Raw genomic sequence first — 17,976 nt, forward strand, 5'->3', positions numbered from 1 at the left:
GACGCAACCCATTTAATGAATAAATATCGTTATATGGGACGAGCTATTGCGGTTCAGGCCGTCGTTACTCCTCCCTTATGTACAGAGAGTACACGGCGGTCGTCGCGCCTAGCCCTGAACCGCAATAGCTCGTCGCAGCCCATCCAATGAGTGTTCACAGGCCCTATGGAGGCGCCCGGATCATAGACCATCGCCCGGCGCGGGATCAGGCGGTCCCTGAATCGGCATGGGGGGACTGCATCCCGGGCCACATCGGTCGATAAGTCGGACATATCCCGCATCTTGCCACGGCCGGCGTTTGCTCGCGGGACGCCCCCGTTCTCATACAGGCAAGAAGTCCATGTCGATGCTTACTATCAAAACCCGGATGTACGTGAATCTGGGAGTGTTAGCGGTCGCAATGCTGGTGGTGTGCGGTGTCGCGCTCAGCGCGTTCAATGCCAGTTCCAAGCGCATGCAACAGCTGCACGCCGAGAATCTGGTGCCGATCACGCAGATCAACGAGATCTACCAGCGTTCGCTGCAGAGTCAGCAGTATCGGCTGGAAGGCTACGTGCATCGCGATCCGGCGTTCACCCAAAAGAACTACGAGCAGGTCAAAGAGAACCGCGGCCGGATCAACGAGCTCACCGAGCTGTTCAGCAAGTATCCGCTGAGCGATGAAGAGCGCCGCCTGCTGGATGAGGTCAAGTCGCAGCGCGCCGCCATCGTCGACGCCGGCAAGAAAGAAATCGAGTTGCTGCTGGCCGGCGAATACGACGCTGCCGCGAAAATTCGCATCGAAGCCATCGAGCCGGTGATCGATCGCATGGACGTGACCACCGAAGAATTGGCGAAGGCGCGCGAGAAGGCGGCTGCCGAAACGATTGCTCGCGCGCAGAGCGAGCTGAATCGCGATCGCAACTTCATGCTCGGCTGCTTCGCGGTCGCGCTGGTGGTGGCGATCTGGTTCGCGGTGCTGCTGACGAAGCACATTTCCCGCGGCCTGGCCCGCGCCGAAGATCTGGCCCGTCGCGTCAGCCGTGGCGAGCTGGGCAATCAGGTCGATACCAGCGGCAGCGATGAGATCTCAGCGCTGTTGAGCAGCCTGAAGGAGATGGACTCCAAGTTGATGGAGACCATGACGCAGGTGAACGAGAGCGCCGCCGAAGTGGATCGCGCCGCGCGTCAGCTCTCTCAGGGCAGCGACGATTTGAGCGAGCGCACGCAGGAACAGGCTGCGGCGCTGGAAGAAACCGCCGCGAGCATCGAAGAGATGACCGCGACGGTGAAGCAGAACGCGGAAAACGCGAAGCATGCGAATCAGATCGCGTCGAACACGCGCTCGCAGGCGGACCAGGGCGGCGTGGCCGTTCAGCGCGCTGTCGGCGCGATGGGCGAGATCACTTCGTCCAGCAAGCGGATCGAAGACATCATTGGTGTGATCGACGAGATCGCGTTCCAGACCAACCTGCTCGCGTTGAATGCGGCGGTGGAAGCGGCACGCGCGGGTGAACAGGGGCGTGGCTTCGCGGTCGTGGCCGGCGAAGTGCGCAGCCTCGCTCAGCGTAGCGCCACCGCGGCTCGCGAGATCAAAGGTTTGATCAGCGACTCGGTCGGCAAGGTCGACGCGGGCTCGCAGCTGGTCGGTAACTCGGGCAAGTCGCTCGCGGATATCGTCAATGGCGTGGCGAAGGTGACAAACATCGTCGCCGAGATCGCCGCCGCGACGTCCGAGCAGTCGACCGGCATCGATCAGATCAATCACGCCATCGCGAACATGGACACGGCCACTCAGCAGAACGCTGCGTTGGTGGAAGAGTCGGCGGCGGCGGCGAAGTCCATGCAACAGCAGGCGCAGCGGTTGCAGGAGCTGGTGTCGTTCTTCCGGTTGAGCTCATCAGCCCGCGCGTCGTACGTTGCGAGCCCGAGCGTCAGCGAACAGCAAGAGTCTTACGCTGAGGCCGCGTAACAACGACTGAGCGAGGGCTCCATCGAGCCCTCGCTCAACGTCTCGTTTAGAACTCCGCGCGTGCGCCGATGTGCCAGGAGCGGCCGCCCAACGGTGCAATGTCCTTCAACGGGGACGCGTGTTGGCGCGCGTCCTCATCGAGCAGGTTCGTACCACGCAAGAACAGGAACACGCTCGTCGATCCCACCGGCACTCGATAGCTCGCATCCATTTCGGCCAGCACGAAACTGTCGGTCGGCAGCTCATTGGTAGCGACCTGGTCCTGCTTGTCGTAATAGAACGCCTGGGCACCGATGTGCCACGCATCCTGGTCGTAGTGCAGGCCGGCGCCGAAGCGCAGCGGCGGAATCTGCGGCAGATCTTCGCCGTTATCGAGCTTGCCACGCACATAGTCCGACGCGAGACGCAGGCCCAAGTGGCGGTTGCCGTCATCGATCAGCGGCACATTCACTTCGGCTTCGAAGCCGTGAAACTTCGCGCCGTTCTGCAGATAGACGTACACCGGCAGATCGTCTTCGATCTCGCCCGTCGGCGAGGCGTAGATGTAATCGGTGTAGTCGTTGTAGAACGCGCTCAAGGTCCAGCTGACGCTCTCGCCCGTGTGACGCAGCGACAGGTCGGCTGTCACCGATGTTTCTTTGTCCAGATTAGTATCGCCGACTTCGAACCGTTGCGCGGCGATGTGAGGACCGTCGGCGTAGAGCTCGGCCGCCTGCGGGTTGCGCTGAGTGCGCGTCAGGTTCAGCGCGAGGGCGTGATCCTCCGCGAAGTCCCACACGGCGCCGGCGGACAGGCTGATAGCAGTCTCGTCGTAATCGGGCAGATCGGCGTTGACGTCGATCTTCTGCTGTTCGGCGCGTGCGCCCAGCTCGATGGTCCACTTCTCGAAGTGATGCTCTTCGAACGCGAACACACTCAACGTTTGCGTCTTCGAGCTCGGCACGAACGCTTCCTCGCCGATGGCCTCGAAGTCCACGTCGACGTATTGCAAGCCCGTCGTGCCGCGCCAGCCGCTGCCGAGCTCATGATCGGCGGCAAAGCGCAGTTCGTACGCGTCCTGGTTGAACACGGTGCCAGGCACGCCGGGCGCTTCGAACTCGGTGTGGGTGTAGTCGTTGTACGCGCCGGTCAGGCGCAGCTTCTTGATCGCGCCTTCCAGGTCGAGCTCGGCTTTGCCGTCGAAGCGGTCCTGCTTCATGTCGATGAACGCTTCTTCCTCGCCCGGGATACCGTACGTCGTTTCGTAACGGCTATACGACAGGCCGGCGAGCCCCTGCTGACCGATATACGAGCCGCCGATCGCGCCGCCGCTCGCTTCACCCTGGGTGTTCGGAATGTGGCCGCGGACGTTGTCCGGCTCTTCGCCGGCTTCGATCAGCTGACGACGCAGGGCGTCGGACTGTGCGAAGCCGGGAATCTCGACGTCGTCGGTCTCGCGATCGAAGTAGTCGGCGTGGAAGGCGAAGTTGCCCGCGCCGCCATCGAGACTGAACGCTCCGGTGCGCTCTTCACTAGCGGTATCGCCACGAACCTCGACGGCACCGGTGACCGGTTGTGCCGGCACTTCGGTCGGCACGCGCGTGCTGACGACGTTCACCAGACCGCCCGAGGCACCGCTGCCGTACAGGAGCGCAGCGGGTCCTTTGACGATCTCGATCTGCTGAGACACCACCGTTTCCAAGGTCACAGCGTGATCCTGGCTGAGACTGGAAACGTCCAGCGACGCGAGGCCGTCCTGCAGGACCTGCACGCGATCGCCGGCCAGGCCGCGAATCACCGGCCGGCTGGCGCTCGGACCGAAGTAGGTCGAACTGACGCCCAGCTGGCTCGACAGGGTCTCGCCGATGCTACCCGCGATCTGACGGCGCAAATCGTCGCCCGCCATCACCGAGGTGGGTTGCGCGACATCGAGTGGGTTTTCACGCAACGCCGAGGACGTGACCACCACTTCCTCGGTCTTGGATTCCTGGGACAAAGCGACGTGGCTGACCAACAACGCGGCCACGGCTACGCGTAACAAATGAGAACGGCGCATGACAAAACATTCCTGAATAACTGCAGCGACTCGCGCGACGGTCCGGTGTTGGGGACTTCGATCGCACGAGAAACGACCTCACCGGCGCGGGTGAGGAGTGATTACGGACTGCGAGTTATCGAGGCGGGCCGCGCGGTTGCGCGACGACGGCGGGGCGGAAGGAAACGGAAACATCGGCAACCGGCGCTACATAAGTAACGACGGTGACGGCGCTGACCGCGGCGAAGCTCTGCTTCGGGGCATCGATGAGCCCGTCGAAGGCGGCACAGTAGCCGCAGGCCGGACCATGAGCGCCTAACGTTTTGACCGTATCGTCGTGCTGGTGGACGACGTGCGCGACCGAATCCACCGCAAACGCCAGCAGCAAGCATACGAGCGCCGCTCGTAGCCAGGCTGGTGGGTTTCTTGCGAAGTGGAAAATGGACATGTGCGGTCGGAAACTCGAGGGGTTGGCCACACCCTCAGCGACGTAAGCTAACGGAGGACCTGTCTCTTGCCAAGCACAATACCAGCAGTTCCTGGCGGAATCCTGAGTAAAAGCACCGTTGTTGGGTGCCTGCAACGTGGGGCGCAACTGGCGCTCCCGGACCGGCTTGGGCCATAATCCCGGCCATCGCAATCAGGCCGCGTTCCTCCCGCAATTCAGGCGCAAGTTATTTTGGCGCGAGTGTTTTCGACCCTTCCTGCCGTGTCCTCCGCAACTTCACGCCGGTGCTCCGGCGCTACGCTGTGAAGCTCTCCGGCGATAACCTCGCGGCCAGTCTGTCGCGGCTCGCGTCGATCTATTTGATCTCCGGCGACGAGCCCCTGTTGGTCAATGAAGCGGCCGATGCCGTCCGCGCGCGTGCGCGCAGCCAGGGTTTCACCGAGCGTGAGTTGAATGTGGTCGAGCGCGGCTTCGACTGGCAGGCGTTGCTTTCCAACAGCAAGGCCATGTCGCTGTTCGCCGAGCGCAAGATCATCGAGATCCGGATGACCAATCCGACGCCGGGCGAGCAGGGCGCCGACGCCATCATCGAACTGGCGACCGATCCTTCGGCCGACAATCTGGTGCTGATCATCACCGGCAAGATGGACGGGCGCGTGCAGAACTCGCGCTGGGTCAGCGCCATCGAGAAGCATGGTGTGGTCGTGCAGATCTGGCCGCTGGAGTTGCCGCGTCTGCCGGCGTGGATTCGCGATCGCCTCGCGAAACAGAACCTGAAAGCCGATAGCGAGGCGGCGACGCTGCTCGCCGAGCGCGTCGAAGGCAATCTGCTGGCCGCGCATCAGGAAGTCGAAAAGCTCGCGCTGTTGCTACCGCCGGGCCCGGTCACCGCGGATACGATCATCGATGCGGTCGCCGACAGTGCGCGCTTCGATGTCCTGCAACTGGGTGACGCCGCGATGAAGGGTAATGCCGCCCGAGCTCTGCGCGTGCTGGAAGGTCTGCGCGGTGAAGATGTCGAGCCGCCCATCGTGCTCTGGGCGCTGAATAAAGATCTGCAATGGATCGCGCGTTGCCAGCATCTGATGCGCCGGGGTCAGAGTCCCGACAGCGCCATGAACGCACTCTATGTGTGGCGCAATCGTCAGCCAGCGATGAAACATGCCTTGTCACGACTCAAGCCGAAAACCGTGCGCGAGCTGTTGCTCAGCGCCGAACGCGCCGATCGCATGATCAAGGGCGTGATCCGCAACGATCCGTGGCTGGAGTTCGAACGCCTGGTGGCGGGCCTGGCCGGCGTTCGGCTCGCAACCGCCGCCTGATGACCTTGCTACCATGACGACGATCGGTATTTTCGGCGGCACTTTCGATCCGATTCATTTCGGACATCTGCGCACCGCCTTTGAATTGCTGCAAGCGCTGCGCTTGAACGAAATGCGCTTCATGCCAGCCGGCACCCCTCCGCATCGTGATACGACGGTGGCGGACGCCGAGCAGCGCCTCGCCATGGTCAAGGCCGCTTGCGAAGGCCAACCAGGCTTTACCGTCGACGATCGCGAGATCCGACGCGAAGGATTGTCTTATTCGGTCGATACCATGCGGACCTTGCGAGCGGACTTTCCCGACCACTCGCTGTGCCTGATCGTCGGCATGGACGCATTTTTAGGCTTGCCGAAATGGCACCAGTGGCGTGAACTGCTGGAACTGGCGCATCTGGTCGTGGCGCATCGTCCCGGCTGGCGTGCGCCGAGCATGGGGCCGTTGGGCGAGCTGCTGGTGGATCGCGGCACGGGCCGCATCAACGATCTGCACGAACAACGCGCCGGGTGCATTTACATTCACGCGGTGACGCAGCTGGAAATTTCATCCACCGAGGTGCGCAAGTTGATCGCGATGGGCCGCGATCCGCGCTACCTGATGCCCGATTCGGTCCGGGCGATCATTGAGCAGACCGGCTGTTACAAGTCGCAACCCAAGAGGTGAGCATGGCCGTCAAGCGAGCGAAAAAAACTTCCCGACCCTCCAGCGCCAAGAAGAAGGCTGCTTCCAAGGCGCCTGCCAATGTGACCAAGCTGAGCACCGCCCGAAAGAAGCTCGCCAGTAAGGGACCGGCGCCCGCCGCGAAGAAGAAGGCCGCTGCCAGCAAGGCGCCTGCCACTGTGGCCGCCAAGCAGCAGCCCGTGGTCAGTGTCGTGGAGCATGCGCTCGATGAGATGAAGGCTGTGAATGTGAAAGTGCTGGCGGTGACCAAGCTCACCGACATCACCGACACGATGATCATTGCCAGCGGCAACTCCGATCGTCATGTGCGTTCCATTGCCGATCGCGTCGTCGAGCACGCCAAGAAGGCGGGCTTCCGTCCAATGGGCGTGGAAGGCGAGCGGGACGGCGAATGGGTGCTGGTCGATATGGGCGATGTGATCGTCCACATCATGCTGCCGAAGGTGCGTGAGTTCTACCGGCTCGAAAGCCTGTGGGATGTGAGCGCCGCCCGCCGCGAAGCGGCTGAGCAGAGCGCTTAAAACTGATTCATGCGGTTGATTGTCGTAGCAGCGGGGACGAAGCTGCCTGACTGGGTCAACGCCGGTTTCGAGGACTACGCAGGCCGATTCACGCGCGATTACAAACTCGAACTCAAAGAGATCGCGCTCGGCCAGCGCGCCGGCTCCAGTCCCCCGGCGCAAGCCATCGCTAAGGAAGGCGAGAAAATGCTCGCTGCCATTCCCCAAGGTGCGTATGTCGTGGCCATGCAGGTCGGCGGCAAGAACGTTTCCAGCGAGCAGCTCGCTCAGTTTCTCCAGGCTCGCGCTCGCGACGGTCGCGACGTTGTGTTCTGCATCGGCGGCCCGGAAGGATTGGCGCCTGAAGTCGATGCGCGGGCGGAGTTCCGATGGTCTTTATCGGCGCTGACTCTGCCGCATGCGTTGGCTCGCGTTGTGCTGGCGGAAGCTCTTTATCGCGCGGTGATGATCATCAAAGGTCATCCGTACCACCGCGCCTGACCTCAAACCTTGAGCCGGGCCATCTCCGCAACCGCGGACGCAACGGTGGGAAATCTCTCAGACGGCTCCTTCGCCAGCATCCCATCGATCAATCGTTGAAAGCGGCTTAGCGGCTCCGGCAGCACGGGAATCGGATCGTTGCGGTGTGATTGTATGATCCCGATCACCGAGGTCCCTTTGAACGGCCGCTGCCCGGTAAGCATTTCGTAAAGCATGATGCCCAGGCTGTAGATGTCGCTGCGTTGATCGACCTCGGCGCCTTCAGCCTGTTCCGGGCTGATGTAGTAGGGCGAGCCGCGCACTTCGCCCGCGTTGGTGTGCGATGTGTCCAGATGTTTGGCCAGCCCGAAGTCGATGAGCACGATGCGCCCGTCGGGCCGCATCATCACATTGGCCGGCTTGAGGTCGCGATGACAGAGCTTGGCGGCGTGCAGCGCCTGCAAAGCGGCGGCGATCTGCAGAAAGATATCCACGCTGTCTTTCGCTGTCATCAAGTTACGGATCCGTAACTCGAGGCTACCGCCAGGGAAGTATTCGGTGACGATGTAACGAAAGTCCTCGCCATGCCCCCAGTCGTAAACATCCACGATGGCCGGATGTTTGATGCGCATCAGCAGCTCGCGCTCGCGCTCGAAGCGCTCTTCCTCGCCGGCTTCCAGGGTCGACAACGGACCGGTGCGCAGCACCTTCACCGCCACGTTGTGACCCAACTCCACCGACAGCGCCACGTGCACCTCGGACTTCGGCGAGCGCGCGATGGTCTGCAGAAAGCGGTAGCCGGGGATGACCGGAAACGCCGTGCGCTGCCGACTGCCGGGAGATTTTTTATCCTCTGGGCGCATCCGTGACCCTGCTCACATTCGCACTCGCGAACGGTTGACTCGACATCGGTCGCATCGATGTATAGAACATCCTAAGTTGATTCCCTCAGCGCATCCATTGCCACGGCACAGTCGCAAATGTACGTGACGAGGTTATGATAGGAACAGGCCACGGCATTGGCCAGGATGGGATCGAAGGTTATGGCGATAGTCATGGAGTCCAGCTACTCGATCGACACCGGCGCGAACCTGATAAGACTCAAAGTCTGGGGCGAGTTGAGCGCGGATTCGTTGATGGAGTTGCTGAATCAGGCACGAGCCGATCCGGAATATGTCCCGGGCATGCATGCCGTCGCCGACTATCGCGAGGCCTACGGCAACTGGGATTACAGCGAAATCCAGCGCTTTCGCGACTACCTGATGCACATCGCGGTCCCCTGCGAAGTGCGCTGGGCCGCAATTTTCAAGCCCGGGAACCTGGCGGCCGCCGCCCACGTCCTGATATTGATCAGCGAGGCGGTCGGAGCGGACATAAGGATGCGCATGTTCGAGGAGCCGGCCGCCGCCCTGCGCTGGGTGCGCGGGGAGGACCGCCCGGAAGCCAGCATGAGTCACAAATTCTTGAACGGTCGGGTCGAGGTGCGCACCGGCGACATCACCGGGCTGCCGGTCGATGCGGTGGTGAACGCGGCCAATTCCACGTTGCTGGGCGGGGGCGGCGTCGATGGCGCCATTCATCGGCGCGGCGGTGGGGAAATCCTGCGGGCCTGTCAGGAGCTGCGGGAGACCTGTTATCCGCGCGGCTTGCCGGCCGGCGAGGCGGTGCTGACGACAGCGGGCAATCTGCCGGCGCGTTACGTGATTCATACCGTCGGCCCGGTCTGGGGCCGGGATCAGCAGCCCGATACGCTGCTCGCGTCCTGCTACAAGAAATCCCTGGCGCTGGCGGCGAATCATTCCTTGGGCTCGGTGGCGTTTCCGGCGATTTCCACCGGCGCTTATGGCTATCCGAAGGACGAAGCGGCGGCGATCGCGTCGACCGCGATCAGCGAGGCGCTGGCGCGGGCCGATGCCATCGAGCAGGTGTCGCTGGTGTTCTTCTCGGCCGCCGACCTGGATGTGTTCCTGGCCAACCAGCAGTTCTAACGAGCACCGCCCGAGCGTACAGGAGGTAACTCATCCTGTATCCTTCGGCGCATGTCATCACCCCCAATTTCAACCGCCAAGCCGTTGATCTATTTGGCCTCGGCGTCCCCGCGCCGGAGCGCGTTGCTGAGCCAGATCGGGGTCGCGCACCGCGTCGCGCCGGTGGCCGTCGACGAATCTGTGGCCGGCGCCGAGGCGCCGGAAAAATATGTCACACGGCTCGCCGCTCTGAAGGCCGACACCCTCTGGGACAGCCTTCCCCAAGATCAGCGTCTACCGGTGCTCGGCTCGGACACCACCGTCGTCGTTGATCGAAGCATCCTCGGCAAGCCGGCTGACGAAAACGACTGTGTCCGGATGCTCCAATTGCTGTCCGGGCGTACTCATCAGGTCCACACGGCCGTTGCGGTCCGCAGCGCCAGCGGCAGCGACGTGCGCCTGAGCATCAGCGATGTCACTTTTCGCGATCTGACACCCGCGGAGATAAGGGCCTACTGGCGCACGGGGGAACCGGCCGACAAGGCGGGCGGCTATGCCGTTCAGGGGCGCGGCGCCGTGTTCATCCGGCATATCGCCGGGAGTTACTCCGGCATCATGGGCCTGCCATTGTTCGAGACCGCCGAATTGCTGAGCGCGCATCAGATCGCGAGCGAGGTTCAGGGATGACGGCCGAGATCCTGATCAACATCAGCCCCCGCGAGGCCCGCGCCGCCCTGGTCGAGAACGGCGTCCTGCAGGAAATCTTTCTGGAGCGGGCCAACAAGCGCGGTCTCATCAGCAATATTTACAAGGGACGTGTGTCGCGCGTGCTGCCGGGCATGCAGGCCGCGTTCGTCGATATCGGTCTGGAGCGCACCGCGTTTTTGCACGCGTCCGACATCGTGCACCCGGCCGTGGGTGAAAACGGCAGTCCCGATCTGCCGGTGGACGAGGGTCGGACGCCGGATATTCAGACTCTGGTCAGCGAAGGGGGCGAAATATTGGTCCAGGTGCTGAAGGATCCGCTCGGCACCAAGGGCGCCCGTCTGACGACGTTCATCACGATTCCGTCACGGTATCTGGTTTATATGCCCAAGGGCCGCGGCATCGGAATTTCGGCACGCATCGAAGATGAAGCTGAGCGGCAGCGCTTACGCGAGGCCGCGAGCCTGTTCGTGCGCCCCGATGAACCCGGCGGTTATATCGTGCGTACTGCTGCTGAGGGCGCGACTCCAGACGCGTTGCGCGCCGACATGATGTTCCTGCAGAAACTGTGGAGCGTGCTCAGCGAGAAAGCGGCGGCCGCCAAACCGGGCAGCCTGGTGCATGAGGATCTGCCGTTGCCGGTGCGCGTCATGCGTGACGTGGTATCGAGCGGCATCGAGCACGTCGGTGTCGATCAACCCGAGACGCATCAGCGCATGATCGAATTCGCGCGCACCTTCATGCCGGAGATGACCGAGCGCATCGAGCTGTATCGCGGCGAGCGCCCGATCTTCGATCTGTACGGCGTCGAGGACGAAATCCAGAAATCGCTGGAGCGCAAGGTGCCGCTGAAATCCGGCGGACATCTGATTTTCGACCAGACCGAATCGATGACCACCATCGATGTGAACACCGGCGCGTATGTCGGTCAGCGCTCGCTCGAGGAGACGATTTTCCGGACCAATCTGGAAGCGGCCGTGGCGATCGCGCGTCAGCTGCGCTTACGTAATCTGGGCGGCATCATCATCATCGACTTCATCGACATGGAAGAAGAGGAGCACCGCAAGCAGGTGCTGCAGGCGCTGGAGAAATCGCTGGCCGCCGATCATGCGAAGAATCACATCTCGTCGGTGTCGCCGCTGGGCCTGGTGGAGATGACCCGCAAGCGTACCCGCGAGAGCCTTGAACATATGTTGTGTTCGGCGTGTCCAACCTGCGAGGGTCGCGGCTTCGTCAAGACCACCGAAACAGTTTGTTACGAGATCTTCCGCGAGATTCTGCGACAGTCGCGTCAGTTCCAGTTCCAGGAACTGATGGTGCTGGCGCATCAGGATGTGATCGAGCGGCTGCTGGATGAGGAGTCGGCGGCGCTGGCCGAGCTGGAAGTGCACACCGGCAAGCCCATCCGCCTTCAGACCGAAGCGCTCTATCAACAGGATCAGTACGATGTGGTGTTGATGTGATCGCAGTGTGATGCCCGACAGTAATGTCTTCCCGCCCACGTAAAATTCTCAAATGGCTGCTCGGCACGTTGATCGTGCTCGCCATGCTCGTGGGCCTGTTGTTTGCGACCTTCGGTTTCATCGTCGGCCGCGTGCCGGAATATCGAGTACAGCTGCAGGACTGGATCGGCGAGCGCAGCGGCTTGATCGTCGAGTTCCGATCCTTGAGCGCACGACTGCGGCTCTATGGTCCGGAGCTGGTATTCAATGACGCGGCGGTGCGCACTCCGGATCGCACACGGACTTTGTTTGTCGCGCGTCGGGGCAGCGTCGGCTTCGATCTCTGGACGTCCCTCGTCAACGGTCGTCTGACCGGCGGTCGCTTCTCGCTCGAGGCGCCGGAGATCGCTCTGATCCGTACCACCGAAGGCAAGATCCAGTTGCTCGGCCAAAGCGCGCTGCCCGAACGTGAGATCAAGCCGATCTCGTTGGAACAATTGCCGACCGGTCGTTTCGTCGTGCATGACGCCGTGGTGTCGTTTCGAGATGCGATCACCGGACGCGGCCCCTGGTCGCTGTCGGGGGTGAGTTTCGAGCTCAAGCGCAGCACCGACTCGATGGACTTGAAAGGCATGGCGTCCTTGCCGAGGACGTTGGGCGAGGAATTGAAGTTTAGCGCCACGGCGGAAGGCACGCTCGAAAATTCCAGCAAGCTGCTATCGACCTTCAACGTCGAGGGACAAAAGCTGGACCTGGCCGGCTGGGCCGATCTGTTGCCCGACGCGTGGCCGGCGCCCGAGAGCGGTCACGGCGCCTTACGGGTGAGCGGCACGTTGAGAGGCGCGGAGCTGTTGCAACTGTCGGCAGCCGTCGATGTGGGCCAGCTCACCACGGAGTTGCCGGTGTGGACGATTCCGTTGCCGAAGGCCGCGCCGCTCGTCCCTTATGTTTCCGATAGCGATCCGCCGCCGCCACCGAAACCCACGCCGAAATATCCCATCGAGCCCGAGCCGGCGGTCGTTGCAGAGGAATCCGCGCCCGCGCCTCAAATCCTGAGCTACTCGCGACTGGCCTTCGCGCTGAATGCGCAGAAGGCGGACAATCAGTGGAGCGTCACGCTGTCGGATGTGGATGCAATTCGCAGCGACTCGTCGTGGCAGGCAAAGAAGATCGCGGCGCGCTGGTCTCGTAACGATCAAGGCATGCTCAAGGTCAGCGGCGAAGCGGATCGCATCGTGCTGGCAAACATCTGGCCCTGGCTGGTCTACGCGCCCGAAAGCGAAACACTCGCGCGGGTTCGCGCAATGCAGACCCGAGGCGCGCTGACGGATGTGAAGTTCTCATTCGCGCGCACGGCGCCGGATGTGCCCGTCACGTATTCGTTAGAAACCAAGCTCGACAACATTGGATTCGAGCCGGTGTTACAGACTCCGGGAGTCACTGGCGTCACCGGCAGTCTGGACATCAACGATCATGCGGGTCAGCTGAAACTCGCGAGCAAGGTGATCGAGTTCAGCTTGCCGCGAACGTTTCGTGACGTGCTGGTCGCATCCTCTGCCGAAGGCGTGGTGTCGTGGCAGCGAAGCGATGCGGGTCTGGTCGTCAGCACTGATCAGTTCCGGGTGCAGGGTGATGATGGTCGCGCGGTGGCGCGCATGCATTTGACCCTGCCCAGCGACGGCACGTCGCCCATCATGGATCTGTTCGCGCAGGGCGAAGATCTGAAGGTCGGCTCGACCCACAAATATCTGCCGGCCGACAAGCTCGGCCCGAAGACGCTGGAGTGGTTCGATCACGCGCTGATCGACGGCCGCATCGCCACCGCCGAGTTCACCTACAAGGGACCGATGCGCCAGTTTCCGTTCCGTAAGAACGAAGGAACGTTCCTGGCTCGAGCCCAGGTCCAGAATGCGTTGTTCGATTATCAGGAAGGCTGGCAGCCGGCGCGCGATCTGATGGCGGAAGTCGAGTTCCGCAATCAAGGTATGCGCGTGCATGCGACGTCCGCGATGATCGGCGATCTGCGCATGACTCAGGCCACGGCCGACATTCCGGATTTCAGACAGAACGAGCTGTCGATCAAGGCGGCCGCCGCCAGCGATCTCGATGCAGGTCTGGCGTTCGTGAAAGGCAGCCCGATCGGTCCGCGGCTCGGAGAAACATTCGCGCGCTTGGGTGGACGTGGTTCGATGACCGCCGATGTACGGTTGGAATTGCCACTGAAGAATCTCGACAATCGCAAGATCGATGTCACCGCGCGTTTCGCCGATGCGACCGTGACGATGCAAAAGGTCTCGGCACCGGTGCAGTCGTTGACCGGCGAGCTGACGGTGAAGAACTCATTGATCGCGCAGGCGGACCTGAAGGGTCGTTTCCTGGGCGGCCCGCTCAGCGTGAAGATCGAGCAGCAGAATGCCAACGCCTCGCAGCTGAATGCGCTGGGTCACGCGGAAGCCACCGAGCTGCATTCGCTGTTCTCGTTGCCGGCCACGGTGAAACTGAGTGGCGCCAGCGACTACCACGTGAGCATGCCGATCGCGAGCGGCGACAGCGAGGCGGCTCAGCGTCGGAACATCAAAATCGATTCCGATCTGCGCGGGCTGGGGATTGCTTTGCCGGAACCGATCGGCAAAGGCATGGCCGATTCGCGGCCGTTGCAAGTGGCCTTGGACATAGACGATGAACAGCTGGTGTCACGCACCTCTTATGGCGATGTGCGAGCGTTGATTCGCCTGCGTTCATCCGACGATGGCTGGACGCTGGATCGCGGTGGCGTGCGAGCCGATGCGATCGCGCCCGCATTACCCGGTCATCGCGGCTTTCGGATCGAAGGCAATGTGCAACGGTTCGTTCTCGATGACTGGCTGGCACTGCGCGGTCCTGACCCGGCTCCGGGTACCGCCGCCGCACGCAACGATGATGGTCCGAAGCTGTCCGACTATCTCCAGGCCGCGAACGTGCGGGTCGCCGACTTTCAAATGTTCGGTTATCGCTTCGCCGATCTGCGCGGCCTGTTGCAATCGACTCAGAGTGGGTGGCGCGTCGACGTGAGCGGCGACAGTGCGACGGGCCAGGTGTTGATTCCGGAATCGTTCACGGGCACACAGCCGCTGCGCGCGACGATGGAACGACTGGTCATCAACAAAGTGCAGAACGAAGAGCAGGGCGGCGCAGCCAACAAAGATGACGATGAAGATCTGGATCCGCGCAATCTGCCGAACATGCAGATCTACGTGGGCAGCTTGCTGCTCGGCACGCGCACCGTTGGCGCGGTCGACTTGAAAGCAACGCGAGTCCCGCAAGGCATTCGCTTCGACAGTGCGACCGTCCTCGCCGAATCCGTGCGAGCCGAGGCGCAGGGCGAATGGTTGAAGACAGTGGATGGTCCGCGTTCCACGCTGGATGCGTCCATCGAAAGCAAAGATGTCGCCGCGACGTTGAAGGCGTTGAATTACACGCCGTTCCTCGAAGCCAAGCGGGGCGCGATCACAGCGGACCTCGCGTGGAATGGCGGCTACGACAGCAACATTCTCGAGCACGCCTCGGGCGCGATCCGTATCGAAGCGGAGACCGGGCAAATTGTGAATTTGCAGCCGGGCGCGGGGCGCGTGCTTGGCCTGTTCAGCGTCGGCGCGCTGCCGCGTCGATTGGCGTTGGACTTCAGCGATCTCACTGAGAAAGGTCTGGCGTTCGATACCGTGCGCGGCGATTTCGAATTACGCGACGGCAATGCTTACACCAACAACTTATTGCTGAGAGGTCCCGCTGCCGAGATCGGTATCGCAGGTCGTACTGGTCTTGGTACGCGTGATTACGACCAAACGGCCGTTGTCACAGGGAATCTGGGGGCGTCATTGCCGGTCGCAGGCGCGCTTGCCGGTGGCCCGGTCGTCGGCGCTGCGGTGCTGCTGTTCTCGCAAGTCTTCAAGGAGCCGCTCAAGGGCATCACGCGCGGCTACTATCGCATCACCGGGCCCTGGGATGCCCCAGTGGTGGAACGGGTGGATGCAGCGGACGCCAAAGCGGAAGTAACGGGTGACTAACACAGTTCGGGCAGCTGTCCTGCAAATGACCTCGGCGCCCGAGGTCGAAGCCAATCTCGCGATGGCGCGCGGTTTGTTGGAGCGTGCCCGAGCCCAAGAGGTGACCCTCGCAGCACTGCCTGAAAACTTTGCCATCATGGGCCGCAAAGAGACCGATAAGGTCGAGGTGGCCGAAACGCCGGGCGAGGGGCCCATTCAAGCGTTTCTAGGTCATTGCGCCCGTGAGCTGGGGTTGTGGATCATCGGCGGCACGATTCCTCTGCGCGTCGAGAATGAGCCCCAGCGCGTCGCGTCAGCGTCGCTGCTGTTCGACGATCACGGTCGCTGCGTCGGTCGCTACGACAAGATTCATCTATTCGATGTAGGCATTCCGAATCGCGACGCGCCTCAGCGCGACGAGCGCTATCGGGAATCTGCCACGGTCGCGCCTGGCCGCGAGCCCTGTGTCGTGCCCACGCCGCTGGGTCGAATCGGCATGGCGGTGTGCTACGACGTGCGCTTTCCCGAGCTATTCCGGGTACTTCAACAGCAGGGGGCGGAAATCCTTAGCCTGCCTTCAGCGTTTACCGCACCCACCGGTAAGGCACATTGGGAATTGTTGATGCGTGCGCGGGCGGTCGAGAATCTGTGCTATGTCCTGGCCCCAGCGCAAAGTGGCATCCACCCCAATGGGCGGGAGACCTGGGGAGACTCGCTCATCGTGGATCCCTGGGGCCAGGTCCTTTCTCGCGTGACCGACGCCGGTCCCGGCCTTGCAGTGGCGGAAATCGACCGCACTGTCCAACAAGAACTTCGCGAACGATTCCCGGCGCTGTCGCACCGGCGATTTACAATCGCGCCCACGCTTTGATCTCGCGATCACGAGGAATACCCACGCGCATGAGCACCACAGTTACCGCCGTTCATGACCGTCTGCATCTGGAGCTGCCCAAGGCGTTCAACGCGTCGCAGCCGCTGGATGTGGCGCGTCAGGCCATCCTCGCGCCGTCGGGGCTCGATGACGACCGCATCGCCAGTGTGCTCGGCAGCGTCATGGGCTACAGCGTCGACTACGCCGATTTGTATTTTCAGCTGAGCCGCGAAGAGTCGTGGTCGCTGGAAGACGGCATCGTCAAAGATGGCTCGCACAGCATCGAGCAGGGCGTCGGCGTGCGTGCGCTCGCGGGTGAGAAGACCGGTTTCGCTTATTCCGATGAGATTGTGTTGCCGGCGCTGACCGAAGCATCGATGGCCGCGCGTGCCATCGCGCGCAGCGGAGCAAACAAATCCATGCAGGCCTGGCGCTCGACCGCCGGTCATCAGTTGTATCTGCCGTTCGATCCGCTCGAAGGCTTGAGCGACACCGACAAAGTGCAATTACTCGAGCGTGTCGATCGCGAAGCGCGGCGTCTAGACCCGCATGTGACTCAGGTGATGGCGAGCTTGTCCGGCGCGCATGAAGTCGTGCTGGTGATGGCGAGCGACGGCACGGTGGCCGCCGACGTGCGCCCGCTGGTGCGCATGAATGTTTCTGTGATCGTCGAGAAGGACGGTCGCCGCGAACAGGGTTATTCGGGCACGGGCGGTCGTTATGGCTTCGCCAAGTTCCTGGAAAAAGATCGTTGGAAAGAACTGGTGCACGAGGCGGTGCGCGGCGCGATGGTGAATCTCGACGCGGTCCCGGCGCCGGCGGGCACGATGACTGTGGTGCTCGGCCCGGGTTGGCCCGGCGTGTTGTTGCACGAGGCGGTGGGTCACGGTCTGGAAGGTGACTTCAATCGCAAAGGAACGTCGGCGTTCTCCGGCAAGATCGGCGAGCAGGTCGCGTCCGAGCTTTGCACCATCGTTGACGACGGTACGCTCGGCTCGCGCCGTGGTTCGTTGAATATCGATGACGAAGGCGTGCCAACTCAGTGCACGACGCTCATCGAGAACGGCATCCTGCGCGGCTACATGCAGGACAAGCTGAACGCGCGACTGATGGGTGTCGCCCCGACGGGTAACGGTCGTCGCGAGTCGTTCGCCCACATGACCATGCCGCGTATGACGAATACATACATGCTGGCGGGCAAGCACGATCCGCAGGAAATCATCGGCTCGGTGCAGAAGGGCCTGTATTGCCGCAACTTCGGCGGCGGCCAGGTGGATATCACTTCCGGCAAGTTCGTGTTCTCGGCCAGCGAGGCTTATCTGATCGAGAACGGCAAATTGGGTGCGCCGGTGCGCGGCGCTACGCTGATCGGCAACGGCCCCGAAGTCATGCGCCGGGTGTCCATGGTCGGTAACGACCTGAAGCTGGACGAGGGCGTCGGTACCTGCGGCAAGGAAGGGCAGGACATCCCGGTGGGTGTCGGCCAGCCCACCCTGCGGGTCGACGGCCTGACCGTCGGCGGCACGGCCGCGTAGTCAGTTTCCCCGGACGGCGGTCGCGCTGCTACGATTGCCG

General features: G+C 62.5%; 14 protein-coding genes. 11 read left to right on the top strand and 3 right to left on the bottom strand.

Annotation, left to right across the window (positions count from 1 at the left end):
* The first annotated feature begins 346 nt into the window (after window positions 1–346).
* Complete coding sequence (locus tag ACFPN2_RS04355) at window positions 347–1,951, top strand: methyl-accepting chemotaxis protein (RefSeq protein ID WP_380595397.1); 1,605 nt, start codon at window positions 347–349, stop codon at window positions 1,949–1,951.
* Between the two features lie 46 nt (window positions 1,952–1,997).
* On the opposite strand, the gene ACFPN2_RS04360 is transcribed toward ACFPN2_RS04355, so the two are convergent.
* The gene (locus ACFPN2_RS04360) at window positions 1,998–3,986 is read right to left on the bottom strand and encodes a TonB-dependent receptor (RefSeq protein WP_380595399.1); all 1,989 of its coding nucleotides are present in this window, start codon (window positions 3,984–3,986) and stop codon (window positions 1,998–2,000) included.
* A 115-nt stretch (window positions 3,987–4,101) separates the two neighbouring features.
* Window positions 4,102–4,413, bottom strand: a complete 312-nt coding sequence (locus tag ACFPN2_RS04365; RefSeq protein WP_380595401.1) for a hypothetical protein — start codon at window positions 4,411–4,413, stop codon at window positions 4,102–4,104.
* Between the two features lie 302 nt (window positions 4,414–4,715).
* Between ACFPN2_RS04365 and holA the strand changes: the two genes are divergently transcribed.
* Genes holA through rlmH form a run of 4 tightly spaced genes read left to right on the top strand, consistent with a single transcriptional unit; the run spans window position 4,716 to window position 7,415 of the window.
* Window positions 4,716–5,735, top strand: coding sequence for a DNA polymerase III subunit delta (holA, locus tag ACFPN2_RS04370; RefSeq protein ID WP_380595403.1), 1,020 nt, complete (start codon window positions 4,716–4,718; stop codon window positions 5,733–5,735).
* 13 nt (window positions 5,736–5,748) lie between these two features.
* On the top strand, window positions 5,749–6,396 hold the full coding sequence (gene nadD, locus ACFPN2_RS04375) for a nicotinate-nucleotide adenylyltransferase (RefSeq protein ID WP_380595405.1): 648 nt from the start codon (window positions 5,749–5,751) through the stop codon (window positions 6,394–6,396).
* Between the two features lie 2 nt (window positions 6,397–6,398).
* Window positions 6,399–6,935, top strand: a complete 537-nt coding sequence (rsfS, locus tag ACFPN2_RS04380; RefSeq protein WP_380595407.1) for a ribosome silencing factor — start codon at window positions 6,399–6,401, stop codon at window positions 6,933–6,935.
* Window positions 6,936–6,944: 9 nt separating this feature from the next.
* A complete protein-coding gene (gene rlmH, locus ACFPN2_RS04385) occupies window positions 6,945–7,415 on the top strand; it encodes a 23S rRNA (pseudouridine(1915)-N(3))-methyltransferase RlmH (RefSeq protein ID WP_380595409.1) in 471 nt (156 codons plus the stop codon).
* Between the two features lie 2 nt (window positions 7,416–7,417).
* Here rlmH and ACFPN2_RS04390 read toward each other — a convergent pair whose 3' ends face one another.
* Window positions 7,418–8,257: a serine/threonine protein kinase gene (locus ACFPN2_RS04390; protein WP_380595411.1), complete on the bottom strand. Its 840-nt coding sequence runs from the start codon at window positions 8,255–8,257 to the stop codon at window positions 7,418–7,420.
* 180 nt (window positions 8,258–8,437) lie between these two features.
* Between ACFPN2_RS04390 and ACFPN2_RS04395 the strand changes: the two genes are divergently transcribed.
* The 6 genes from ACFPN2_RS04395 to tldD are packed head-to-tail and all read left to right on the top strand — an operon-like array spanning window position 8,438 to window position 17,936.
* On the top strand, window positions 8,438–9,382 hold the full coding sequence (locus tag ACFPN2_RS04395; RefSeq protein ID WP_380595413.1) for an O-acetyl-ADP-ribose deacetylase: 945 nt from the start codon (window positions 8,438–8,440) through the stop codon (window positions 9,380–9,382).
* 51 nt (window positions 9,383–9,433) lie between these two features.
* Window positions 9,434–10,048 carry a Maf family protein gene (locus tag ACFPN2_RS04400; RefSeq protein ID WP_380595415.1) on the top strand — a complete coding sequence of 205 codons (615 nt, stop codon included), beginning with the start codon at window positions 9,434–9,436 and terminating at the stop codon, window positions 10,046–10,048.
* The gene (gene rng / locus ACFPN2_RS04405; protein ID WP_380595417.1) at window positions 10,045–11,529 is read left to right on the top strand and encodes a ribonuclease G; all 1,485 of its coding nucleotides are present in this window, start codon (window positions 10,045–10,047) and stop codon (window positions 11,527–11,529) included. The genes ACFPN2_RS04400 and rng overlap by 4 nt, the downstream gene beginning before the upstream one ends.
* Before the next feature lie 23 nt (window positions 11,530–11,552).
* The gene (locus tag ACFPN2_RS04410; protein WP_380595418.1) at window positions 11,553–15,551 is read left to right on the top strand and encodes a YhdP family protein; all 3,999 of its coding nucleotides are present in this window, start codon (window positions 11,553–11,555) and stop codon (window positions 15,549–15,551) included.
* Entirely contained in the window at window positions 15,544–16,401 is an 858-nt protein-coding gene (locus ACFPN2_RS04415; RefSeq protein ID WP_380595419.1) for a carbon-nitrogen hydrolase family protein, read from the top strand. Before ACFPN2_RS04410 ends, ACFPN2_RS04415 begins: the two co-directional genes overlap by 8 nt.
* Before the next feature lie 29 nt (window positions 16,402–16,430).
* Window positions 16,431–17,936, top strand: coding sequence for a metalloprotease TldD (gene tldD, locus ACFPN2_RS04420; RefSeq protein WP_380595420.1), 1,506 nt, complete (start codon window positions 16,431–16,433; stop codon window positions 17,934–17,936).
* Window positions 17,937–17,976: the final 40 nt, after the last annotated feature.

Source organism: Steroidobacter flavus (assembly GCF_042651805.1).
Classification (GTDB): domain Bacteria; phylum Pseudomonadota; class Gammaproteobacteria; order Steroidobacterales; family Steroidobacteraceae; genus Steroidobacter; species Steroidobacter flavus.